17 protein-coding genes and 1 pseudogene are annotated in these 23,058 nt (G+C 65.3%); 8 read left to right on the forward strand and 10 right to left on the reverse strand.

Going from position 1 to position 23,058, the window contains the following annotated elements:
- The first annotated feature begins 15 nt into the window (after positions 1 to 15).
- Together ACFV1J_RS21270 and ACFV1J_RS21275 are read left to right on the forward strand one after the other, a co-directional pair.
- Positions 16 to 555 carry a hypothetical protein gene (locus ACFV1J_RS21270; protein ID WP_385860387.1) on the forward strand — a complete coding sequence of 180 codons (540 nt, stop codon included), beginning with the start codon at positions 16 to 18 and terminating at the stop codon, positions 553 to 555.
- A gap of 547 nt (positions 556 to 1,102) precedes the next feature.
- Positions 1,103 to 1,516, forward strand: coding sequence for a hypothetical protein (locus ACFV1J_RS21275; RefSeq protein ID WP_385860389.1), 414 nt, complete (start codon positions 1,103 to 1,105; stop codon positions 1,514 to 1,516).
- Between the two features lie 485 nt (positions 1,517 to 2,001).
- On the opposite strand, the gene tpg is transcribed toward ACFV1J_RS21275, so the two are convergent.
- Together tpg and tap are read right to left on the reverse strand one after the other, a co-directional pair.
- A complete protein-coding gene (gene tpg / locus ACFV1J_RS21280; protein ID WP_385860391.1) occupies positions 2,002 to 2,559 on the reverse strand; it encodes a telomere-protecting terminal protein Tpg in 558 nt (185 codons plus the stop codon).
- Between the two features lie 9 nt (positions 2,560 to 2,568).
- Positions 2,569 to 4,773, reverse strand: coding sequence for a telomere-associated protein Tap (gene tap, locus ACFV1J_RS21285; RefSeq protein ID WP_385860393.1), 2,205 nt, complete (start codon positions 4,771 to 4,773; stop codon positions 2,569 to 2,571).
- A gap of 1,083 nt (positions 4,774 to 5,856) precedes the next feature.
- On the opposite strand from tap, the gene ACFV1J_RS21290 reads away from it, so the two are divergent.
- Both ACFV1J_RS21290 and ACFV1J_RS21295 read left to right on the forward strand, forming a co-directional pair.
- On the forward strand, positions 5,857 to 6,501 hold the full coding sequence (locus ACFV1J_RS21290) for a ScbR family autoregulator-binding transcription factor (protein ID WP_385860395.1): 645 nt from the start codon (positions 5,857 to 5,859) through the stop codon (positions 6,499 to 6,501).
- Positions 6,502 to 6,584: 83 nt separating this feature from the next.
- Positions 6,585 to 6,893, forward strand: a complete 309-nt coding sequence (locus ACFV1J_RS21295; RefSeq protein ID WP_385860497.1) for a phage integrase N-terminal SAM-like domain-containing protein — start codon at positions 6,585 to 6,587, stop codon at positions 6,891 to 6,893.
- Between the two features lie 833 nt (positions 6,894 to 7,726).
- On the opposite strand, the gene ACFV1J_RS21300 is transcribed toward ACFV1J_RS21295, so the two are convergent.
- The 4 genes from ACFV1J_RS21300 to ACFV1J_RS21315 form a co-directional block, all read right to left on the reverse strand.
- Entirely contained in the window at positions 7,727 to 8,410 is a 684-nt protein-coding gene (locus ACFV1J_RS21300; protein WP_385860397.1) for a ScbR family autoregulator-binding transcription factor, read from the reverse strand.
- Between the two features lie 732 nt (positions 8,411 to 9,142).
- The gene (locus ACFV1J_RS21305; protein ID WP_385860399.1) at positions 9,143 to 10,243 is read right to left on the reverse strand and encodes a hypothetical protein; all 1,101 of its coding nucleotides are present in this window, start codon (positions 10,241 to 10,243) and stop codon (positions 9,143 to 9,145) included.
- 337 nt (positions 10,244 to 10,580) lie between these two features.
- Positions 10,581 to 11,591, reverse strand: coding sequence for a hypothetical protein (locus ACFV1J_RS21310; RefSeq protein WP_385860401.1), 1,011 nt, complete (start codon positions 11,589 to 11,591; stop codon positions 10,581 to 10,583).
- A gap of 690 nt (positions 11,592 to 12,281) precedes the next feature.
- Positions 12,282 to 12,719, reverse strand: coding sequence for a hypothetical protein (locus ACFV1J_RS21315; protein WP_385860403.1), 438 nt, complete (start codon positions 12,717 to 12,719; stop codon positions 12,282 to 12,284).
- A 62-nt stretch (positions 12,720 to 12,781) separates the two neighbouring features.
- Here ACFV1J_RS21315 and ACFV1J_RS21320 point away from each other — a divergent pair, with 62 nt between their 5' ends.
- Positions 12,782 to 14,053, forward strand: coding sequence for an MAB_1171c family putative transporter (locus ACFV1J_RS21320; protein ID WP_385860405.1), 1,272 nt, complete (start codon positions 12,782 to 12,784; stop codon positions 14,051 to 14,053).
- 35 nt (positions 14,054 to 14,088) lie between these two features.
- Here ACFV1J_RS21320 and ACFV1J_RS21325 read toward each other — a convergent pair whose 3' ends face one another.
- Entirely contained in the window at positions 14,089 to 14,988 is a 900-nt protein-coding gene (locus ACFV1J_RS21325; RefSeq protein WP_385860407.1) for a helix-turn-helix domain-containing protein, read from the reverse strand.
- A 2,112-nt stretch (positions 14,989 to 17,100) separates the two neighbouring features.
- Between ACFV1J_RS21325 and ACFV1J_RS21330 the strand changes: the two genes are divergently transcribed.
- Positions 17,101 to 18,024, forward strand: a complete 924-nt coding sequence (locus tag ACFV1J_RS21330) for a hypothetical protein (protein WP_385860410.1) — start codon at positions 17,101 to 17,103, stop codon at positions 18,022 to 18,024.
- A gap of 251 nt (positions 18,025 to 18,275) precedes the next feature.
- Here ACFV1J_RS21330 and ACFV1J_RS21335 read toward each other — a convergent pair.
- From ACFV1J_RS21335 to ACFV1J_RS21345, 3 genes and pseudogenes are all read right to left on the reverse strand, one after another.
- A pseudogene (locus ACFV1J_RS21335) lies at positions 18,276 to 18,381 on the reverse strand (RNA-directed DNA polymerase); the annotation flags it as partial.
- A 191-nt stretch (positions 18,382 to 18,572) separates the two neighbouring features.
- On the reverse strand, positions 18,573 to 19,805 hold the full coding sequence (locus tag ACFV1J_RS21340; protein ID WP_385860412.1) for a class I SAM-dependent methyltransferase: 1,233 nt from the start codon (positions 19,803 to 19,805) through the stop codon (positions 18,573 to 18,575).
- A 126-nt stretch (positions 19,806 to 19,931) separates the two neighbouring features.
- The gene (locus ACFV1J_RS21345; protein ID WP_385860415.1) at positions 19,932 to 20,666 is read right to left on the reverse strand and encodes an LmbU family transcriptional regulator; all 735 of its coding nucleotides are present in this window, start codon (positions 20,664 to 20,666) and stop codon (positions 19,932 to 19,934) included.
- Positions 20,667 to 21,295: 629 nt separating this feature from the next.
- On the opposite strand from ACFV1J_RS21345, the gene ddaH reads away from it, so the two are divergent.
- Positions 21,296 to 22,102 (forward strand): dimethylargininase, encoded by an 807-nt coding sequence (ddaH, locus tag ACFV1J_RS21350; RefSeq protein WP_385860499.1) that lies wholly within the window; start codon positions 21,296 to 21,298, stop codon positions 22,100 to 22,102.
- A gap of 133 nt (positions 22,103 to 22,235) precedes the next feature.
- Entirely contained in the window at positions 22,236 to 23,039 is an 804-nt protein-coding gene (locus ACFV1J_RS21355) for a thioesterase II family protein (protein WP_385860417.1), read from the forward strand.
- Positions 23,040 to 23,058: the final 19 nt, after the last annotated feature.

Below are 23,058 nucleotides of genomic sequence, written 5' to 3' on the forward strand. Positions count from 1 at the left end.
GCATCAGGAGGATGCATGAACGACTCCGGAAAGAACGATCCGCTGCCGGTCAAGAGCAGGGACAACGCCGAAGAGTTGGCCCGAGGGCTGGCCGAATCGCTGGCCGGACAGTACTCGCTCAAGGTCGAGGACAGCACCGTGAACAAGGAGTTCCGCGACTGCTTCGGCAAGAACCATGAGCACGCCAGCGACGGACGCTTCGACCTGACCTACTCCGTGCGGGCAAAGCTTCCCGGAGACGAGCACGGCAAGGCCCTTCGCGTCATGCGCAAGAAGCTCGAAGACTCTCACTACAAAATCAGTGGCTACCGCGAAGACAAATCGGACGCCCTGCTGGACGCCAAGGGAGGTCACGACAACCTCTTTGTTTCCGTGGAGAGCTACATGCCAGCCACTGAACTGGTCTTCTCCGTCACCACCCCCTGCTTCCTGCCACCCGGCGTCAAGCAGCAGCAGGTATCAGCTCCCGCACCGAACATCACCCCTACAACGCCCGCTCTCGCAGCTGAGCCGGCAGCAGTCACGAGCCGCTTCCCCGACAATCCCTTCGGGTGACTGGCATCCCGCAACGAGCCCGCTTCGGTGCCCCAGGGACGGGAGCGGCCTGTGATGCTGCGGCGCCAAGTCTTGGCCGGCTGACGCGCCGCACGCCGCCGCGCAGCGCAGCTCCTTGCCGGCGGATGTGGCGGGCGCAGCGACGATCGCGCATGCCCTCGCGCCGGACTGCTACCGCAATGGCGTGCGCGGCGTCCCGCTTCCCGTATGCCACAGCCGCGTTGGGCTTTGAGGAACTGGGCTTCCAGATCAGCATCGATATGACGTCGTCGTCGTGAAGCGTTGCATCCCGAGGTCAACCAGCTGCGGGCGGCTGTGGTCGCTGGCGGGGGTCCTCTCGCGCCACGCGACGGCGGTCGAGGAAGCGCGTCATCGTGCGGGCGTTGCGGATCGAGTTCGGTGAGGGTGAGCAGCCCGCCGTGTCACTGCTCACCCGGCATCGGCAAGGCCCCTCTGACCGCACACAGTCGCATGCCTCAGGCAGTAGCCCTTGCGGGTTCGTGAGGCGATGTCCGCTTCAGTGCGTACGAGTTGAGTACCGGGACTCATGCGCGCGCCCGCTGCAGCGGATTACCTGCTGCACATGGATCAGAGGTCATACCTGCATGGAGCCGAGCGGGCGCACCCGACCGGCAACGACCGAGAGCCCGCGGCTGTCGCTGCCCCAGCAATCTCGACCGCCGTGCTCCTGGGCGAAGGACTCGTGCTGGGCTGGCTCGTCCTGATGACTTCTGCGATGTGCGGCAACGCATGCCACGACGACCGCAACGAGCCAGGCTTTTCGCTCATCCTCAATGTGTGCACCTACGCACTCGTCATCCCCGTGGCTTCGCTGCTGATCAGCTGGCTGCTGCCGTACCGGCGTCGCTACCGCAAGGCACGACTGGCCACCGCTGTCCTGGCGCCCATGTCCCTTGCGGGCATCTACGTGCTGTTCAACGTATGGCTCGCGCTTGGGTGAGGCCCCGGCTGAAGAACGTCGGCTCCGCGCGGCTGTAGCGGCCGGCCCCTCGGGAGGACGACAACTGGTCCCACCTCGCGTCGGTGCTGTCCACGAAGACGGTCAACTGGCATCTGATCCGCCGGCAGTCCTCTCCCTGACCTGGCACGGAGCCGCCGGGTCGCCCTCCTGGATGCTTCTCCTGCGAGGGGGCGTCCACAACCCTCGGAAGTTGGACACCCGCGTACCTCTGCCGCCGGGTCATCCCATCCGGCGGTGGGGCCCGACCTCCCCGGAGGCGGTCGGGCACTCAGAGGAATCGCGTCACAAAGGCGAGCCGGAACCGCAATGTGTGAATTCAGCCAGCCAAGCATCACGGCCTGCGTTGCCGTGCGTAACCTGTCCGAACTCGTCGTTGCCGGGAGCATGCGTGGGTTCCCGTCCCCCGCGGAGACGCGCAAAGGGCCTGGAACCAATCGGTTCCAGGCCCCCACGCATGCGCCCGGTCAGAAGTCGAGCTCCACGTAGTCGATGTCGGTGAACTCCACCAGCAGGCCGTCGGCGCGGCGGCCGCTGTCCTTGAAGTAGATCTCCTGCAGGCCCTCGGCCGCGATGTTCCGGAGCTGCTGTTCGGTGGCGCCGGCGGTCTGGGCGTCGAAGAGCCGCGCGGCGTACGGCGGGGGAAGGTGCTGGGTGATCAGCCGGATGCGCCCGTCATCGGTCGTGCCGGGGGCTGCGGTGAAGCCGAAGCGTGCCCGGGTCTCGATCGTGATGCCGGTCCTCTGGGCGGCTCGCTGCTGGGCTCTTTGACGTACCCGGGGTTGCCAGCGCTTGCGGACCTCGCGCTCTATCCGGGCGGCCAGTTCGTGGCGGGGCCGGCGGATCTGGTCCTTGACGTAGCGCTCCACCGTGCGTTGCGTGATGCCCAACAGCTGGGCGACGGCCTTGGTGGAGCCCTTGTGCTGCTTGACCAGGAACCGCATCTGCGCGCCCGCGCTCTTGGGGATGGGCCGGGTGGCGGTGGCTTCCGCGGCCTTCTCCAGGCTGTCGGCGATGATGCCCACGGCTGGCTCCTACTCTCCGCCGAGGGCGGCGTCGGTGCCCTTGATGTGCCGGGCGGGATTGTGGCCTTCGTCGAGCATCTGCACGGCCCACAGAAGCTCTTGGGTGCCCTCGTGCTTGACCATTCCCGGGCTGACGCCGAGCCGGAAGCTGCCGGGGGCCGGCTTGCCGTCGGCGGTGTGCGGCAGGAAGTCCAGCGGGCTGGGCCCGTCGGAGAGGTAGACGGCGCAGTCCGACAGCAGGGCGATCGGGAGCAGCGCGTCCGGGCCGAGCACCAGGTTCCCGGAAGGTGCCGGGGCCTGCTGTGCGGCCAGGGCGGTCTTGAGGATCTTGCGGTGCATGTTGACGCGGGCGGTGGAGATGACGGCGGCGCGGATGTCCGGGCGCCAGGTCGGCCGCTCCAGGGCAGGCCACCGCTCACCGAACTTGTAGCCGGCGCCCTGGGGGCGTTCCCGGAGCTTCCCGATGCCGCCCTTGACCGTCGACTTGATCGCGGAGAGCACCGCGGCGAGTGCGGGGTCAGTGGCCTTGTGGCGCTCCATCGCCGTGAGGAACTCGGCCCCGTTGAGGTCGGAGGTGACGCCGAGGTCGGCCATCGCTGCCTTGTAGGCCTCGCTGATGCGCTTGTACCAGGGGTCCAGGTAGGGGCCGGTCTCGGTGCGGATCCATGCCTCGAACGGCCGGAGGGTCACCGGCAGGCGGTAGGTGTCGATGAGTTCCTGGGCGTAGGCGACGGTCGGCGTCGCGTACCAGGCCGGGCCCTCAGGCCGGACTCCGTGCGGGGTGAAGGGGCTGGGCAAACGCGGGTCGAGCTCGATGCCGGACAGGTCCACCAGCCACGATCCGGGCGTCTTCTTGTCGAACGACGGCGCCTTCACGTGCACCGGGCCGGACAGGCCGACGACGAGGCGGTTGGCGGCGGCGAGGAAGGCGGTGTTGACGTCGATGCCGACCGCGAAGCCCCGCTCACACTCGGCGTCGGTGAGCAGCTGAGGGTCACGGATCCACTCGTACGCCTCCTCGTCCAGCACCTCGGCCGGGGTGCGCTGGTGACCACGGGGGTAGAGGGCGGCGGCGACAGGGTGCTCGTCCGGCGCCTCTACCGGCGCCGGGTCGACCGCCTCGGCCAGCGAACCGGGCACGGGACCCGAGACCCAGCCACCGGCTTCGGCGTCCCTGACGGCCCGGGTCGGTGGCCGCAAGGCGGTCATCGCCTCCAGCCCGCAGACCGCGGTCGAGCCGCGCGGGGTGATGACCCGGGCCGCGTAGGTGCCCAGCACGCGAGCGATATCCGCAGGCTCCAACTGGTCGGTGCTGCCCCACGAACGCGAATCGAGCGCGCCCCAGGGCAGGATCGCGAGCTGCACGCACTGCCGGCGGCCTCCCTCGGCCGGGCGGTAGACGCGGGCCCATGGGCCGAAGCCGCGCCGGGTCAGCTGCCACTTCGCACGGGCGAGCTGCTTGACGACCTTGTGGTCCTCCGGAAGCCGGAGCCCGCGGCGGTCCGCCAACTCCAGTGGCAGGCCGAGCCGCTCGGCGGCCGCGGCGGTCAGCACGATCAGCGGATCGGCATCCTTGCCCGAGGGGTGCAGCCTAGGTGCGCCGAGCTGCGCCTCAGCCAGGGTCCAGTCGACCAGGGCCGGGACGGTCTTGGCAGGGCTGTCCAGGATCAGACCGCCGACGCAGTACAGCGATCCGTCGCCGTCCAGCACGCCGAGTGGGCCGTTGGCGAACCGTTCATCGGTGGAGGCCGGGGCCGGAGCCGGCGCGGGCTTGGCCGTCGGCTTCCTCGCCGCCGTGCGACGCGGCGTCGACGGTTCAACAGGCGTCGGCGCCGGGCCCGCTGCAGCGGAGGGCGACTGTGCGGGCCCCGGAGCCGGGCCCGGTACGGGCGGGACGGGGGCTGGCTCGGTGTATGCCTCCTCCACCGTGGGCGCCGCGGGGGACGCTTCGGCGGCCGGGGCGGGGAAGCGCTCGGCGAGGCCCTCCAGGAGCCGGGCGTAGGCGGCGCGCTTCGGCGGCCGTGGCTCGGTCTTCCCCAGCTCCCAGTTCCCGACCGCCTCCCTGCGCGCGTTGAGCGCGTTGGCGATCTGGGCCTGGCTCAGCCCCGCGGCCTCGCGCAGCCTCTTGCGCTCGGCAGGCGGCGGCAGGTCGTCCCGCACGACCTGCTCCAGCAGCGCATCGACCGCGCTGAACAGCGCGTTCTCCGTGGACACAGGGGTCACCTCCACGAGACACCCTATTTCAATCGCACGTGGTAGTAGCTACTGAATCGCTCACCGATCGCTCCCACCGGATCCGCCGGGCGAGGCGTAAGTACGGCGCGCGGTATTCGCCACCCGGGGCACCAGCGCCACCTTGGTGGCCGCCTGTGTTCCACGAGAGACTCGCTGCCTGGTCTGTACGCCGAGGAATCGCGCCGCTGGCCACCGGTCGGTGTGCACCGAGGTGTTCGGCGCGATGGCCGCCGGAAGGCGCAACTGACGCTCCGCTCGTCGCAGGAAGCCGATCTGTTCCTGTGGAATCCGCCGGCGGTGTGGTTCAACGTCAACGCTGCTCGATCGGCAGCGACCGCATGTCCTTGCCCAGCCCCCGACACGGCCGCCGGCAGGACTTCCGAATCCCACTCCCCACGATCGCCATCCCATCCGTCCCCAGGTGAACACTCGGCTACAAACAGCAACAGGAGGCAGAGGGGCAAAAAAGACCCAGCGGTCTTGTATTTCTGAGGGTGAGTTTGCGCGGTAGGTGACGGCCGTCATCGGACTCGGCGAGTTCATCGCGACCGCTCGGGCCCTGTTGACCTGCTGAAATAGCTCGATTGGGGAGGGATTGGGGGTCATGCCCCCTCTGGTGCGGGCCCGCCGCATCGGAGCATTCTTCCCTCCGTTCCGGGAAGGAGGTGGCGAAAAACCGTCCGCCTCGGCTATTTTCTTCCGACGGAATCCCCGAAGTCTCGTTACGCAGTGCTACAGCGAGAAGCTCTGCGTAACGCGACTAGGGGTTCTGGATGTTTTCACGGCGGACCCCTTTTTAGGATTCCGGCGATCCGCGGGACTACGCCACCCCAATGTGTAACGAAAATGCAGCATGTTCATCCGTGGCTCAAGGAGGCGCTGTTTGAAAAATGACTGATTAGCATCTCCGTGAGGGTGCAGCTGCGGTTGCAGTCGTTGCATTCTCGATATGTGCATACATTTCTCCATACGCACACGAGGCCATTCGGGGTCGAAGAGTGCAACCGAATTAGGCATAATATGAACGCGGAAAAATCTACTCGACCAATGCAAGCTCGAGCTGTGAGGACGCGGGAGCGCATCCTGGAAGCGGCGGGCAAAGTATTCGATCGCTATGGTTTTGGTGAAGCGACAATTTCAGAGATCATAGAAGTCGCGGGTGTGACAAAGGGGGCCTTCTATCACCACTTCAAAAGCGATGGTCCGGTCGCCACGAAGGTGAAATTGGCGCAGGCTATTCTTGATTCGACACTGACCGGCACCGGAGTGGTTCAAGATCAGAAATGCAAGCTTCAGACCTGGGTTGACACGGGAATGGTCTTGTCCTACCGGCTTTCTCGGGAGCCGGCGTTGCGCGCCGCGCTCCACCTGGCGATGCACCACACGGCGCGAGAGACGTATGGGACTCCGTGGCCGGCCTGGACACAAGTAACCTCCAGTCAGCTCGCCGAGGCACGCGAAGTGGGTGAATTGCTGCCACATGTGGATCCTGCATCGGTCTGCCGTGTGTTGGTTGGTGCCTGGGCAGGGCTGGCTGTCCTTACCAGCGCCATTGATGGTGACCTGAGTGCCTTCGAGAGGGAGAGTGTGAGGCTGTATGAGTTGTTTCTCCCGGCGCTCGCAGTACCCAGTGTGATCATCAACCTCGACTTCGCGGCAGACCGTGGTGCTCGGATTTGGGCCGAGCACCTTGAGCGCAAGGGGTGACGGTGCAAACAGCCTCACACTACGCAAAGGAACTGCACGAGTACCTGGTCGAACTCTACGGCGCCGACGACCCTCTGCCGGATGTGGCGGCTGACTGGATCGGACGCTACCCCAGCGTCAACACCCAACGCTCATACATCCGCTCGTTCAGAGTGCTTGTGAATTTCGCCAGACAATGCGGCATACACCCCTTGGAGCTGGGGCAAGAACATGCTCAGCAATTCGCCATGCATCTGGCGACTCTGGCCAGGCGTGACGGAAAGCAATTTTCTGCTACGACACGCCAGCTCATACTGTCAGCCGCCAGCACCTTCTATCAGCACTGGTACTTACTCAGAGAGGACTTCAGAACAGAGAATCCCTTCGCCTCCGTCCCCAGGCCCCGCTCATAGCTGTGACATGGCAAATTCACTTCGAGGCACAGATTCTTGGAAATTTAGTTCGGAGTGCCACGCGAATGCGGGAGTCGTCGCAAGCGACCACTGTCCCAACGAAGCTGGGCTGCGGCGTCGATGCCCAGCTCCGATACAGATCGACGAAGCAGAGGCCAGGTACCCGAGGTTCGAGGGCTTCCGAGCCTTGCAGAGGCCGCGTACGTCTGATCTCCCCGTGCCCCTCGGTAGTTGCGACGTGCGCCGACACCTTGCCCGTGGTGTCCGTCGCAGCCGGCGCTCGTGGCCGCTGACCGAGCCGCATCGGTCCCCGCTGTCTGCCGGGGCTGCTGCCTGGCTGGTAGCTCCAGCCTGAGTCCGAAGAACGTCGACGTCCCCCAATTGCGGCAGGCGACGCCACAGCTGGCCCCGATCGCGACGGCATTGACTGTCAGCTGTGGCCGTGCCGGGTTACTTCAGCAGTTCGCATTTACGACGAGGACGGTGCTGCACGAAGAAGCACGTTGCGTTCGTCTCTTCGTGAGATCTCCGCGGAATGCGCTGGCTTCTTCTAAGACCCCGGCCATCGAGTTCACCCAGTCCTTCCCACGACCGCTTCGTGTGCTGGCTCGATTGCCCGAGCACGGGCTGTTCCAGCAAGGCCAGCCCTCCCACTATCTTTTTTTGATGAGCTTGTGGGAGTCGTTATCCAGACCAAAGGACACGCGACTGGCGCCCGCATAAAATGACCTGATGGTGGATTTCATGCTCGGTTTGAAGTTGCGGTGATGGGAACAGGTGCCAGTCACTGCGCCGCCCTGTTTTGGTTGACAATCCTAAAGGCGCGATAAGCTCTATGTGTCAGAGGGGGCAGCGCCATGAGCTATGCGTTCTCCACGCGCAGGGTCGAGTTTGAGTTTCGTCACGATGGCGGGGCGGACTATGGATGGCAGGGTATATTTCCATAGCACTGTCAAACGGTCGACCAGACTGGTGCGATCATCGAATGCATGGGCCATATTCTGAATTCCGGCAAAAGCTCCAACGAAGTAGTTGGAAGCTTCGCTGATTTCCACGATGTCAAGAAGCTCTTCCCGCTTCCGAGCTTCGACCAAGATCGACTCGGTGAACGAGAGCCAAAGCTGCATGGACCTGGTTCGATCCACTTGATCGGAGTCTTGGTCCATTGTGAGACGGGTTGCCCCCCGCTGGATAGGATCTGACCGCAGCAGGTGGGCCAGTGCATAGCCCGCGTCCACCAGCTCCTGTGTTTTCACCACCTGCGGGGGAACGGAAAGGCCTTCCATCTGGGCTTCCATTACGGCCACTGCAAGGGATTCCTTGTCGGGGAAATGGAAGTACAGAGCCCCTTTGGTCATCCCTATGCGATCCACAACGTCTGCGATCTTTGTCCCGCCGTACCCGTGTTTATCGAACAGTTCTGCCGCAGCGCGAACAATGGCAAGGCGCGTTTGACGTGCCCGTTCTTGCTGAGGGGGGCGTACCGCCTGTTCGTGCCGTGCCACGAGGCTCTCCATTTCGCGTATGTTTGATAAACCGCGATGCCCCTATTGACGTCCATGGGAACGATTTCAATTCGAACATCACGATGAAATCAATCATGGGGAATCTTAGCAGGTCCGCCAGTCCTCGCTCTGCGGCATTCCATTCCGCAAAATAACAGAAAACGCCCATACTGGTGTACGGGTGCGCTTCGGCGCAGCGCCGGGAGTGCCGAACCTGTTTCGCTTCGCCTTCCGCATGGCGTGAAATTGTCATACCGCGATGAATTCTAAAGTTCAGGGTTCGGGAAGTTAGCTCGTGTTGCCGCCTTGAGCTTGTTGCAAAGTGGGTGAAGTTGATGCTGGCTGCTGACTTACGTGGATCCGGTTGTAGTTAACTGGCGGACTCTGTCGTCAGCTCAGACTTTCTCGGCGAGCTCAAGACTACGAGGGCGAATAATCGACAGTTATGGCTTCTGGTGAAGGTGGGAACCGGCTCGAAGTGGTGACCGTTCCGAGCCGTCCATCACGTCCATTAGGCAGTGTTCATTGACCTGCTTGAAGTCTTGCCGACGAGAAGGTGCCCTGCTGCAACGGCGCGTCCCGTCCAGGAGCCGAGGGTGTCCTCCGGTTCAGATCCTGTTCCTGGCCAAAGGGGGAGGGTGGACTTGATGACGCAACAGTGGTCCGTCGGGTCCGTGCTGGGGTGGGGCCGCGGGCCGTCGCTTGGCGAGAGCGACGGCCCTGACGCGGCCTCGGCCCGGTGCACTACGCGGAATGGTTCTCCGCCGTGTCCAGCCAGACACCCTTGACCGCCGCCCCCGTAATGCCAGGGCCCATGGCCAAGAGGAGCGTGTTGCTGCCGGAAGGAGGGGAGCTCTTCGCCTTGAGGTAGAGGCTGTGCATGACGCTGCCTCCACCCAAATTCCCACGCGTCCTCAGGCTTGTCCACGCCTCCGTGAGCGGATTGTCGGGGTGGTGCGGATCTCCCGGAAATCCCAGCATGGTGGCCATGTGCCGGAGTACCTCCGGGCCCCCGGCGTGACCGATGACCGTCTCGGGCCGCCAGTCAGGCTCCGATGTGGCAAGCCAGTTCCACAGGGGATCCTTCAGGTTCCGCACAGCCTTTTGTGCGCCGGCTTTCGAGGTGAAGTGGGCTCCGTCAGCCTCAAGACCCAGCTCATAGGTGTTCATCGTGCCGGTGACGACGTACTGCCAGCTGTCAGTTATCTCCAGACAGGCGCCCCGGGGCGGGCGTGCGTTCACCGCGGCGGACGGGGTGATGACGCAGGCACTCGCGGAGTCTCCGAAGATCTGCCGCCAGAGTAGCCCCGTCAGCGACGTGTCCCGCGGCTGGTAGACGGTACTGAGCGCCTCGGGAATGACGGCGAGAATTCTCATTCCTGTCGCATCTGCCAGTCGGGCGGCCTGGGCGAGGATGTGCGCGCCTCCGACGCATCCCAGCTGGGTGTGCGGCATCCGGAATATGTCCGGACGTAACCCCACAGCGGGGTCGTTGCAGAGCCGGACGTCTTCCCCGGGCAGCGACTGCACGGTGGTGACGCTGGTCATGAGGACGTCGATCTCCTGTCCTTCAAGGCCGGCGTGTTCGAGGGCTGCGATTGCTGCCCGTGTGGACAGTTGTTGCATGCCGGCGAGTCCGACTGTGTTGCGTTCCTCCAAGCTCCCTGACTGCGCGATAACGTCGAGGGGAGCGACGAAGTGCCTAGTCTCAACCCCTGTGTTCATGTTCAGTACTCGTTCCAGGTATGGACTGTCCTGGGCGCTTGCCTCCGTCTCCTTCAGGATGTCCGCAGTCGAGATGCGGTGTTCAGGGAAAACGACGGCAGGTCTGGTCGCGTAGGCCACATGGCTCCGATCTGTATTGCGAGTGGTGCTTGCCCCTGACAGGCACGCTGATTTCGAGGTCTGGTCACACCGGCCGCGTGTCGTTCACAGAATGAGCCACAGTTCGGTCAGGGGTGCACGCCGGCGCAAAGGTGAGGTGGTTGGGAGGCACGGCAGTCTATGAAATGCCGTTCAGCAGGCGTTGGTTGCCCAGAGTTGCGGCCCCGGCGACGCCGTATTCATCAGAGCATCTGAGCGTGCACCGCCGCATCAGGTAGCACGATGGGAACGCCGCCTGCGAAGAGGGGCGGGAGATGACGACTTGTGCAGTTGCCATGAGAGCATTCTCCGACCTCAGTCACCTTGCATGAATGTGGTAAAGGGCACAGTCGAGGCTGCACGGACCCTTCGCTGATTCGAGGGGGCGCCACTCCATCCAGACCAACCGTGCTCCAGGCGCTCCCAGTGGTTCACTGACCGCGCCTTCCATGATGCCGATCTCGTCGACTGCGGGGTTGTACATCAAGCGCTGGGTGCCGTCAGGGTGGGTGTGCCGGTCCTGTCTCTGTGCGTGCATTCCACCGACGGGTCCCTCATAAAGGGCGAGCAGTTCGGTATCCGCGCGCACCTCGGCTTCGATACGGCTGAGGGTGGCGTCATGAGGATGCACTGCCCGACCGTTGCGCAAGCCTGACAGGGCGTCAGGGCCCCAGGTGTGGGGCCAGTCGACCAAGTTCCTACGGCGTGGCAGTTGAGGTGGGAGGCCGAGCAATTCCAGTTGTCGGCGCGCGGTCGGCCCCCAATTCCGGTCAGCTCCTGTGTGTGTGGAGCGCTCATGGCGGCCGTGGGGAAGGCCCAGGAGCGCGCGCAGGACGTTGTCCGGCATTCCGCCCCACAGGCGATCTGCGAGCGGGTTGAAGTCCAAGACATCCCATCGCCGGTTGGATATGTAAGCGGCGACGGGGCTGGTGTGGATGATGTGAGACCAGGCGGGGGCCACCTTGAGGCCGGAGTCGGGAGCGTGCGTCTCGGCGGGCTTCCGGCCGAACAGGGCGATGTGCAGCTCTTCCCACTCGTGGAGATTGAGGGAGAGGAGCGTGCTGACCCTCTGCAGCGTGGACAACTCTGGTTGGGTGAGGACGCCCAACTCCAGCCGCTTGTACCAGTCCTGGCGCTCCCAGACGCAGCCGAGCAGCAGGCTCATCTCGCGTTGGGTGAGGTGGCGGGTCGAGCGGCCGCGGCCTTCACAGCGGTTGTACGGCAGGCCGGCCTTCATGCGCAGTCGGCCGAGTTCCGGGTAGTGCGCCTCTGCATCGGTGCGTTCACGAGCCCGGCTCAAGATTGTTTTGATGCGGGCCCTGTCCGTCATGCCATGCTCCTCGGTGAAAAAAACCATACTCGCGGTTTGTTTTGTGTTCAATCAGGTGAGACCTGGAGCCCTATGAAACGGATCTAGATCGTATGACAATCGCCCGACGGTGACGTCGGCGACAGTCGGTGTCGCAGCAGGGGGAGTTGGGGGATTCGGTGACCTTCTGTAACTCCGCCGGTTGCCGACTCGATGCGTCGCGGCGTCCGAATTGGGGGATATGTGGCCCGGGAGCGCGCTGTTGGCGGGTCCCGCCTCTGCGAGGAGGTGCGTTGTGGAATCACTGGCTTCGACACTCCCCTTGCCCTGTGCTTCTCGTCTGGCGAGAAACTGTATCTTCGTTCGAGCATGGCGTCGCCGTCACTTCCTCGGGACGTCCCGCGACACAGGGGGGTGAAGGGCGCATGGATGGGCGGTTAGCGACGTCAAGTAACCTGATTTCAGGTATGTTTCATGCGCATCGCGTCGCAACGACGGCATGCGGGGGGCGTAACGGTCACTCAAACGGCCATTTCGTCGTCGAGCTACGAGCCTTTCGCCGCAGAGGGCGGCTTCACCAATGTCCTGTCCGGCCGGGCTACCTGCCGCGCAAGACCTGAGTGCGCGAAGCGGCCGCGCAGACGAAACGGGAGGGGCCGGGTGTTCGAGCTGAGGAAGTTGCGGAGGGCGTGCGAGCGGCGGCTCGCAGACCTATCCGTGCCCGACCCGTTCACTCTCGATGGTCTGGTTGCCAACGTCGGTGAGAAGTTGGACCGCCGGCTCCATCTGGTACCCATCGAGGACGACGGCGACATGCGCACCGCGTGTGGTCTGCGAGTTCGGACGCGGGAGGAGACCTTCGTCTTCTACCGCCGCCGTCCAAGCGCCGTCCAGGAAGGGCACATTGTCCTCCATGAGTTGATGCACGAGCTGTTCGATCACACCACCGACCTCGCCCACGACGAACTGAAAAGGCTCGTCCCGCAGAGCGCGGTCAGCCACATCGCCCACCTCGGTGAAGAGGTGGTACTCCAGGCACGAGCCCGATACCACACAGTCGAAGAGGAAGAAGCCGAGCTGGGCGCGCACATGCTCGGCCGCCTCAGCAGCCGGCGCCGCAGCCCCATCGGCGGTGACCTCGTCAGCCAACTGGAGCGAACCCTGTGCCACCCCGTCGCATTGACCCGGCGCGGCCGTAGTTAGGACCTTCCTTGCCCACCGGCCTCGCCGACTACCTGATAGCGGTTCTCATCAGTGGCGTCGCGCTCTGGCGTGCCCCAGCGCTGTGGTGCGGGGACACGCAGCGGCGCGCCCTTTGCGGTGCTTACGCTTGCTATGGCGCAGCGTTGTGGCCGAAGACGCCGATCGTGCAGGGGTGGTTGGCCGGTATCCCGATTACCGACCTCGCCGTGCTGCTGGAGCACTACGCCAGCTCTGCCGCCGTCGTCTGCCTCATCGTCTACGTCGCGGCCGGCTACGGCCCGCCCGGCCCGTCCGATCCGCGCGCCGTTGTAGTGACACGCCGGTTTGCCCGCATCGTGCCGGCAGCCGCAGTGATGGCAGTGATCGCGATGACGACGGTATTCCTCACGGGAGTGCACCGGAGTCACACCACCCACGACTTCGGCGTCGAGCATGCCGGCGATCCCGGGGCCGCCGCCTACATGACGACTTTCTACCTCCTCTTAGGAGCAACCTGCCTCGTTTGCGGCTACCAGTGGGGCAGCGCCACGCGCCTCGCGTCATCGCGTCCGCTGCGCATCGGCCTCGCTGTCCTGACCGCCGCAACGGTTCTCTGCTCGGCATACATCGTGGTCCGCACGATGTACCTGTGGGGCGCTGTCGCCATCCCTGAACTCCGCGCCCTGGGGCCGGATGTCGCCCGCAGCACAGCAGCCCTTGAATTGATCATGCTCGTCGCCTTCGCGTCCGGCTCCAGTATTCCTACCAGCAACGCGGCAGCCGACCGCTTGTCGGCGGCCTGCCTGCTGAGACACCTCGGGCCGCTGCACCGGGACCTGGTCGCCGCATTCCCGGATGTCGCATTCGAGCGCAGTCTGCGCCGCCGTAGTGCCCTCGCCTCCGTGCCTCTGCTGCGGAGCTTTGTCGACCTTGCAATGCCGGTCGAGGTCCGGCTGGCGATCCGCGTCCACGCCATGGCCGACGTGGCCGAACAACTTCGCCACTACGCCCCTCCCGAACTCCTCCCGGCCGCAGAAGACTTCATTGCAGACCTGGAGGAGAGCACGCCCGACTGGCGGCGCAATGCACAGGCGGCGGCCGAAGGCGTGTACATCAGGGCTGCTCTCGTGGCCTACAGGCGGGGCCATCGCAGGGCCGTTCCCTCCGCGCCACTCCCGCGCAAGCCGCTCGTGAGCATGGAGGCCGAAGCCCGCTGGTGGCGCCAGGTCCAGGAGCAGTACCAGGCTACTTGTCCACATCAGGCTGAGAAGGTGCTCGACGCCGCGTTGGCATGGGCCTGACGGGCTTGGGGCCCTGAGCGAGCGGCAGGCTCCTGCTACTTGCTGCCGTCTCCGCGGCTCCCGGCGCCCTTGCGGGCCTCGGCCAGGAGCTCGTTGAGCTTGGACAACATGCGTGGAGAGATGCCGTGCTGCTCGGCCCCACGGGCCTGAATCACGATGTCGCCCTGTTGGGCGAGGAAGTCGACGAATTCGACTACGTGGCTGACGAGTTGGTCCCGGCTCTGGAACGTCAGCGGCGTGACCTTGAGGGCGTCCGCCAGCCCCTGGTAGAGGATCTCTGCGGGGACCTGGCGCAAGATCTCCTCTTGAGTCTTGGTTCCCTTTCGCAGGGCAAGCACATGGTCCGCATCGAGGAGATCAGCGCCCGCTCGTGAATTGATGGCTGCCGCGATGTCGCTGTCGGTCGGGCGGTCCTCGGCCGGCAAGTCGTCGAGGAGGTGGCTGATCTTCCCCGCCAGGGTGGTAGGCATCTCCACCGGCGGGAGAGCATCCTGCGCCGGCGCCACGCCGAAAGTCCGGTCCTCCGCTGCTCGTAGTTCGTCCATGCTCACGCCGTACCGAGGTGCCAGACGCTCGGCATACACCGGGTCCAGGCGCTTACGCCCGTTCTCCGCCTTACGTACAGGTACGGAGGACGCGGTCTCGATGATCTCCGGGATCGCGCTCATCGGAATGCCTGCATCGCATCGCAGATCCCGCAGGTCCGGAGGCGCGGGGTTGCAGGCCTCGTCCAGACGCGGGAACAACTCGTCGATGGGCTCGCCCAGGGCATGCGCAAGAGCCGGTAGTTTCTCCGGCGTTGGGGTGGTTTTCCCCCGGAGCCAGTCACTCACCACTGAACGGGACAGGCCAATGGCCTCGGCCACGTCCTTGATGTCCAGGCGCGCCCGTCGTCGGATCCCATCCACGAGGTTCGGGTCGAAGTGGCGTTGCACGGCTGGGCTCCTGACTGCCGGGGGTGTCAGATACAGGAACTTTAACCCCAGGCTTGAAGATAAAACAGACGTCGCGTAGGTTTTGTGATCGAGGGTGTGGTGGCCGCACCCCTTCCGGGGCTGCGCCATGCAGATCCTCGTCTGCGGCAACCCGCGCTCATCCAGGCTCGAGACCGCCGACAAGCAACGGTTGCGAGGCCAAAGGGCAATCGAGCCCGGCTCTCATCCCGAATGGAGATGCCATGAGTTTGTCATCAGCCACCAGGTCGCATGCAACCCGCTCACTGATTATGCCTCCGGATCTCTGTCGCCGCGAGGATGACAACGTTCCCCGCCTGCAGTGCATTCCCTGTGGCCCTCGGGATTGGGTGACGCTGCGTCAGTTCAACCGCAGCGGTGTGCGTCTGATGCAGGAGGCTGATGAAGCATCGTTCACCCTTGCTCCGCTGCCAGTCGGCGGCATGGAAGCAAGGGTGGTCCACCTTCCGATACGCAGTGATGAGTTGCTGCTGAGGGGCTAAAACGTGCGGGCGGCGCCGCCTCTGCCAAGAGGCCCGCCGCCCGGTCGCCAATCTGGTGCGCCAACACCCGAAAAGGCGGCTTGCTACGTCACCGCTCGACCAGCCCGTCGAGCGAAGGCCCAGATCTTCGATCAGGGCATCTCACCAACCCGAAGCCACGAGTAGGGCTTCAGCCAACCAAGCGGGTAGCTCAGGAAGGCACGTCTATGGTGCAGCATCACGCTGCCTTTTGTCAGCCCAACCATTTCCAGGAAGAGGGCCACCAGTCGTTACGGTGTGCGGCGGCAATGGCACACACCCCGTCAACAGCTACTGGTGCCTCCCCCTTCTGGAGCCGGGTGTGAGCTCCGTGACGAGCGGAAATCCGCACTCCTCGACGCGGCGCCGAAACTGGCGCCGCACCGGGTCCGACCTCGCAGCAGGACCGAAACCACAGTCCCCACCGAGCCATCCCCTCTTGCTCGGACCGGCGATGCGCCGGAGGCTGCAAGGTGCTGTACACGCTCTGCTCGAGCACCCGTCCATCGTCGGGCAGATGGATGTGGCACGCCTGGCAGCCGTGATTCTCATGGCCAAAGCACGATCCGCCGACAGCTTCACCGAGATCCGGACCCGCGAATTGGGCCGATGGCTGGGAGTATCGCAATCGTCCGTGGATCACGCGGTACTGCCCGCGCTCCGCGCATCGGGGGCGATCCGGTCACGAATGGTGACGAACGCCCTGGGCCGGAATACGGGGCTGGAATGCGCCCTCATGCCCCTGTGGCGGGTGCGGCAGGACGAGCGGCAGGCGAATCATCCACTGGCCTTGTCGCGAGCGGAACTGGCCGTACTCCTGCGCCTGTTGGAGGGTTTGTTCGGCCCCGGCTGGACGCCGAAGCACCGGGAAGCAGTGCCGGCGGGGCTACTTGCCGGCCGTAGGGGACGCGGAGCGGCGACGGACCGGCTGGGGCTCCTGCTGATGGTGCTGTCGACGGGGGACCGGGGCTGGCTTCGGTTGTGCCCGGGGTCGGTGGACACCGGGCGAGGGCGTCCAGCGGTGACCGTGGCGAGGTTGCTGGGCTGCACGCCGGCGGGAGGGGCGAAGGTCCTGGCCCGACTCGAACGGCAGGGCGTCGCGGAAGTCGTCCGAAGGGGAACCGAATCGGGTCTGCACGGCCGGTCCCGAGTGCGCCTGGTTCCGGTCGTCGAGGCCCGAGAGACCACCTGGCGGCCGCTGCCCCCCTTTTCCGACCTCGCCGCTGCTGCACACGGAGATCACGATGCGGACAGAGGTGGCGGAACCCAGGTGGGAACGGGGGCTTCACGGGTTGTGGAGGGCGGAAGCCTTCGGTTTGCAGACCGCGCCGTTGCTGCACCACATCACACTCCCCACGCTGCTGTGGGGACGGGGGATGGGATGGGTGCGGGTGCTCTCGGCTTTTCCGGCGAAGCCGCATCGAAGCCATGCCGTCGGCCGGGACGCGCGGGCGCGCGTGAGGACCAGGCCACCGAAGCCGGGGAAGTACCGCGGCTGACAACGATCGGGGGCGGACGTGGTCGACTGTGCCGGACACAACAGCCCGAGTCTCTCGCGGCCATCAATCCGAAGGTGGGTGAGTTCATCCATGCCACCAGCGCATTGCGGCCGCGTGCCGGTGGTGTGCACCAAGGCGGGCCGCAGCTGGGGAAGGTGCCGCTGCCGCCGGCCGATCTACGGGCGGCACTGGCTCCGGTCGACATGCTGTGGGCGCGACTGGACCACCCCTACACCCGCCGCCTTGTGGAGGCCGCCGTTCGCTCCGAACTGGCGACGGTGGCCGGGTTTGCCGGCCGGGACGATGCTCCCCAGGTCCTTTCCGGCCGGCTCGCACGCCGCCTGCTGGCCCAGGGAAGCCCGAGGACCGTCACCGACCCCGTCGGCTGGATGATCCGCCGTGGGCTGCCTCAGCGCCGTTCCTGCGGCGATGTGCGATGCGACGAGGGTCTTCTGCTGGACTCCGGCCGCGAGTGCGCGACCTGTGAGGACATCATGAGCGCTCGGCGCACCCAGCGGTGCAAGGTGGTCAGGGCGGTCGCCGCGGCCATGCCCCTTGCCTCCGACACGGAACGCCGGACGGAGGCCGAGCAGCGGCTGCACAAGGCCGTGACCGCGGAGGCACGGGCCAAGGCCGACTACTGGCAGCAGGTTAAAGCCTTACGTCACGCACACCGGTCAACGTTGCGTGCCGAGGACGCTGAGCCGGTCATACCGGTCGTGCTTCCTGCGATGCGCCCGGCCGCAGTGCTGAAGCCGGATGCGGAAAACAGGCCAGCCGTCGACGAAGCACCGCTCATCCTCGAGGATCTGACCCCCGACGAAATCATCACCTGGCGCGCCCGCGCCGAGCGTCACCACCAGGTGGTGTTCGACCACATCGACGTCTATGGCGAGAGCTCGGCCCGACGGCTGTTCACGAACCAGTCCGTCGACCGGGTGCAGCGTCTGGCCAGTGCGCGCCACCTGACGCTCGGGTCTGCCATCTGGGGGCAGTGAATGGTTGGGCGTCGGCCGCTCGAGCAATGCCGGCCAGGGGCGAGGAACGTTGATTTCCGGTGTGCCGTGCCGTCGCCATCGCCTTCAATGCGGAGCGGGATGCGGTTGGCGTCGGGGCCGAGGTCTTTGTCGGCGTCGAGCCCTGCGACGTCGTAGGGGGCAGAGCGCGGACCTCGGGACCTTCGTCGAGTCAGGAGAAAACCGGGGGAGAAGATCGTGGACGGCGGGTATGGCGGAGGCCAGGGCCGCGGCGGGCCCGCTGAGCGTGGCTCCCCAGGTCCAGTCTTCCATGTACCCGGCCTCAAGCATGTTGCGCACCAGCCGAAGAAACCGGCCATCGTGAATTCGTTCTGCCAAGGCCGCCTCGACGGTGTGCGGCCACAGGAGAGGTGGGGCACACCGCCTCCCCTCTGCCGCCGGCTCGGTCGGAAGTGGGGAGAGGGCGGCCCGCAGAGGGGCCCCAGAGCAGCTGGTGAGCGTGAGCGACTCGGTGCGCGCAAGCGGCACCCGCTTCCGCCACGCGATACCCCTCTCGGTGAGGGGTGGTGTCATACGCGGTTCAGCCGGGGAAGGGGGAAGGCCATCATGCCCCCGCTGGCCAGGAAATCGCTCTCGCGCTCGATGAACCCGTCCCGGTAGATCCACGGGAGCACCAGCAATTGGTCGGGCCGACGGGACTTCGCCTCGTCCTCGGAAACGATGGGAATCTGCGTGCCGGGCGTGAAGCAGCCGGACTTCTCCTTGCTGACCTCGCCGATGCACGGCAGATCGTCCTCGGTGACTCCGCAGTATTGGAGAATCACGTTTCCCTTGGTCGAGGCGCCGTAACCCAGGGTCAGCTTGCCGTCCTTGCGTGAGGTGTCGAGGAAGTCCCTCAGCTCGTCGCGGTGTTCGCGGACACGAGCGGCGAACGACTCGAAGGGCGCCATGGTCTCGAGTTCCAACTCGGCTTCCCGGGCGCGCAAGCGGGCGAGGGCCGCCTCGTCGGCCTGGTGCCCCGAGGCCCGCTTGGCGAGCGTCAGACAGAGACTGCCGCCGTAGACGTCGGTCATCTCCCCCTTGACGACCTTCAGCCCGACACGGTCGGCCATCCACTCGATTTGGCGCAGCGCGTAGTACTCCAGGTGCTCGTGACAGATGACGTCGTAAGCGGTCGCCTCGAGCATTGCCGGGAGATAACTCATTTCCATCATCCACACGCCGTCGTCGGCGAGGATGTCGTGAACGTCCTGCATGAACTGGAGCGGGTTCGGCAGGTCATAGAACATCGCGATCGAGGTGACGATCTTGGCCCGGCGTGCGCCGTGATGCGCGGTAAAGACCTCTTTGGAGAAGAAGTCCGGGATGAGGTCGACATGTTCGGGGTAGAACTCGCGCCACTTCTCACCTGTCGGATCCACCCCGACCAGGGTCGGCCCGTCGGCCGGATATCCGCGCAACAGAGTGGAGTCGTTGCTGCCGATATCCAGGACCAGATCGCCGGCCCCGAGATCGATCATCCCGGTGAGTTGGGCCACTTTGCCATGCAAATGGTTGATCATGAATGGGCGAATACCGGAACGATAGCCGTACCGGGCGCCGTACATGAGCGAGAGATCGGCGGTGTGCCGCAACTGGACCAAACCGCATCCGTCCGGAGAGCACTTGACGAGTTCCAGGGGGGATGTCGGAACGACTTCCTCGCGGCTGCGGGGAAAGATTCCGGTCAGACTCTGTTCTCCAAGGTCCAGTATCTGCCGAAGCGTGCGATTGCCGCAGGCGCGGCACTCCGTAACGGGCATGGGTTCTCCTGGTCGGTTCGGGCGGGACGGCTCATCGCTTCGAGTGGTACGTCGTGGTGCAGAACTGACAGGTGAGGGAGGGCTGTTGGGGCACCGTCTCCTCGGCGGCACCGGGCCCGTGGCATCTCAGATGCACACCTGTGAAGGCTCTTCGGCCTCGGCCCCGGGCGCATTTTCCAGGGCTTGCTCAGCCGCGCTGTCGAGCGTGATGAGCACCCACTTCTCAAGATCGACCCCGGACCGGGCCGCAGCCACGTGCCATCGCTGAAGCCGAGTGGTCGGAACGGCGAGTTGCTGCGTTCTCTCGCCCTGCTGCTGCACTTCGTCCCCAGTGCCCTGCGCGAGGCGCATGGAGTTGCGCAACTGCTTGGTGCTCCACTCGTTCTGCTCGGCCTTGTCGAGCCAGTGTTCCTGTTCTTCGACCGGCAGGGAAGCCACTTCGGCATGGTGCTGGAAACTCAGCTCGCCCCTTCGCCGGTGCATACTGAACCGGCGGGAGACCCATGCGTAGTTGCGGAGCGTCTGATATCGGAGGCCCAGAGCGTGAGCCGCGCGCTCGTATCGGTCTTCGTAATGGTCCTTACCGTAGACCAGCCAGTCGCCGAGCCACCACGAAGAAGAATTCACAATCCCGGACAGCTGTCGACCGGCGCGCTCCCAGTTCTCGTAGGTCAATCCGGTGGGGAGTTGCAAGCCGACTTTGGTCGTCAGTACCTGCCTGCGCTGGCGCTGCTCGGCGGTGTCTCGCAGTTGCCGGGGAGAGGTCTCTCCTTCTCTTCGGCCTATCGATAAAATCGGCGCCGTGGAATCCGGCATTTTCGACCCCCGTCGTTCGGCAGCCTCGTAGGTGTGGCCCCGCACGTACACTCCTCCGGGATCTGACTGAGCGTAAACGCGCGATTCGGAGGGGTGAACTTGGTCGTGTGCGGGGCATGACCAAGTAGAACTCAAGTGAAAGCTGAGGGCAAGGCTCCACGTTATCGTCACGCTCCGCTCCCGCGTCCTTCAACGCACCGCTGCAAACGGGTGTTGACGTTTCGCAGGTTCATGGTCGATGGCTTGCGGGCGGTGGCGCCTTGCCCCCTCGTCGGCGCCTGGGTGGGGCCTTTCCCTCCGGTGCCGCCGTGGCGTTTTTCGGTCATGCGCCCAAGCCGGGGCCCGTGGGGGTGTGTCCGCGCAAGGGCGAGTGCGGTGGTGTGCATCAACGGGCGCCCGCGCCGAGTGAGTTGACGCGCTCGGGTGCGGCCTCGCCGGCATGCGGCTGTCGGGCTCGGGCCGGACGCGGTCCGCGCGTCGGTACCTTTCCTGGAGTCCGACGTCACGAATTCGCAGATCCCGGGTGTGGGACAAGGCTCCCGCATAGGGTTTTACGCCTGTTTCGCGGACCCCTCTCGCAATCCTGAGACGTTACTGATTGTATGTCCCGGTAATTTCGTGAAGGAGAGGGGAAAGAAATGCCGAAAGCCAGTGAGAGCGGTCCGGACGGAAGCCTGCGAACGGTGTCTTCCAAGCGCTATCTGATGTGCCGCCCTACGTACTTCGATGTCACGTACTCCATCAACCCGTGGATGGATCCGAATCGGCCCACCTCCGCGGATGCGTGTCTGTCCCAATGGAAGGAATTGCACGACACATTGGCTGGACTCGGGCACGACGTGCAGGTCGTTGAGCCGCGTCCCGGACTGCCCGACATGATTTTCGCCGCGAACGGCGCAATTGTCGTGGACGGCAAGGTACTCGTGGCCAGGTTCCGGTATGAGCAGCGCGTCGATGAGGCCGCGGCGTATCTGGAGTGGTTCGGCCGAGGCGACTGGTCCGAGGTCCGACAAGCCGCCTATGTGAACGAGGGGGAAGGCGACTTCCTCTATGTGGGCGGGGAGATACTTGCGGGCACAGGATTTCGTTCGGACCTGCGCGCGCACGACGAGGTCCGTGAATTCTTCGGCCGCCCGGTGGTGAGCCTGAACCTGATCGACCCGCGGTTCTACCACCTTGATACGGCGCTCGCCGTTCTGGGGGACCGGGACATCATGTATTACCCAGCAGCATTCTCGCGGGACAGCCAGGCGGCGCTGGCCGAGCGCTTTCCCGACGCGATCCTGGCGGACGAGGCCGATGCGGCTGTGTTCGGTCTGAACGCGGTGTCGGATGGCCGGAACGTGGTCCTGTCCCGCCGCGCCACCGGACTTGCGGCGAAGCTGAAGGAGCGGGGCTATTTCCCCGTGGGAGCCGACCTGACCGAGCCGTTGAAGGCGGGCGGCAGCGTCAAGTGCTGCACGCTCGAGCTGCGGGGATGACTCGAGTCACGGTCGTGGCGCATGGACGTCCCGTCGACGGGACATCCATGCGTGCCTGCGACCCACCCCGCCGCAGAGGAGGGTTCGCGATGTGCGTGAGCAAGCCCTGGAACCAAAGGAGCGATGAGAAGCGATGACGAATATGCATTGCGGTGCCCCCCTCCGTACCGGTTGGATACGCCGCTATCACCAACCGGCCGACGACGATCTGACCTTGGTCTGCTTCGCGCACGCGGGGGGCGCGGCAACGGCCTACTTCTCCCTGTCCGCCGCCCTGTCCGCCAGTGCCGACGTGCTGGTGGTGCAGTACCCCGGGCGGCAGGACCGCCTGAACGAGCCGGCCGTGACGGATCTTCGGCAGCTGGCCGACCGGATCGTCACCGCTCTCGAGCCTTGGCGGGACCGCTCCTTGGCGTTCTTCGGGCACAGCATGGGCGCCATCGTGGCCTACGAGGTAGCGCTGCGGATGGAGCGCGGGCAGGGGGCCGGTCCGGTGGGGCTGATCGTCTCCGGCAGCACGGCGCCGTCGCTCCAGCGCGATGCGGGCGTCCACCTGATGAATGACGAAGAGCTGACGGCGCAGATGGCCCAGCTCGCCGGTACGCCACCGGCCCTGCTGGCCGACGAGGACTTCCTGGCCACTGTTCTTCCTTCCATGCGCTCCGACTTCACGGCAATGGAGACGTACAAGGACACCGCAGGCAGCAAGCTCAGCTGCCCCATCAGCGGTTACGCCGCAGACCGTGACCCGAGGGTCTCGTGCGAGGGACTCCTCACGTGGGGGGAGTACACGACGGCCGGCCTCACCATCGAGATCTTCGAGGGCGACCACTTCTACCTCCACTCCCCGGAGCAGGAGCAGAAGGTGACTCGCTGTCTCACGCGGGACCTGGCGGCTTTCACCCGGCACGCCGCGGCGCGGCCCCGTTCCGTGTGACCCGCGTCCCCACGACAGG

Origin of the sequence: Streptomyces sp. NPDC059649 (assembly GCF_042734445.1) — a bacterium.
Taxonomy (GTDB): domain Bacteria; phylum Actinomycetota; class Actinomycetes; order Streptomycetales; family Streptomycetaceae; genus Streptomyces.

Bases quoted from the DNA above. Each gene is read 5' to 3' on its own strand.
- ACFV1J_RS21310 (WP_385860401.1), bottom strand. From the start codon at position 11,591: ATGACGGACAGGGCCCGCATCAAAACAATCTTGAGCCGGGCTCGTGAA.
- ACFV1J_RS21275 (WP_385860389.1), top strand. From the start codon at position 1,103: ATGCGCGCGCCCGCTGCAGCGGATTACCTGCTGCACATGGATCAGAGG.
- ACFV1J_RS21340 (WP_385860412.1), bottom strand. From the start codon at position 19,805: ATGCCCGTTACGGAGTGCCGCGCCTGCGGCAATCGCACGCTTCGGCAG.
- ACFV1J_RS21355 (WP_385860417.1), top strand. From the start codon at position 22,236: ATGACGAATATGCATTGCGGTGCCCCCCTCCGTACCGGTTGGATACGC.
- ACFV1J_RS21300 (WP_385860397.1), bottom strand. From the start codon at position 8,410: ATGGAGAGCCTCGTGGCACGGCACGAACAGGCGGTACGCCCCCCTCAG.
- ACFV1J_RS21270 (WP_385860387.1), top strand. From the start codon at position 16: ATGAACGACTCCGGAAAGAACGATCCGCTGCCGGTCAAGAGCAGGGAC.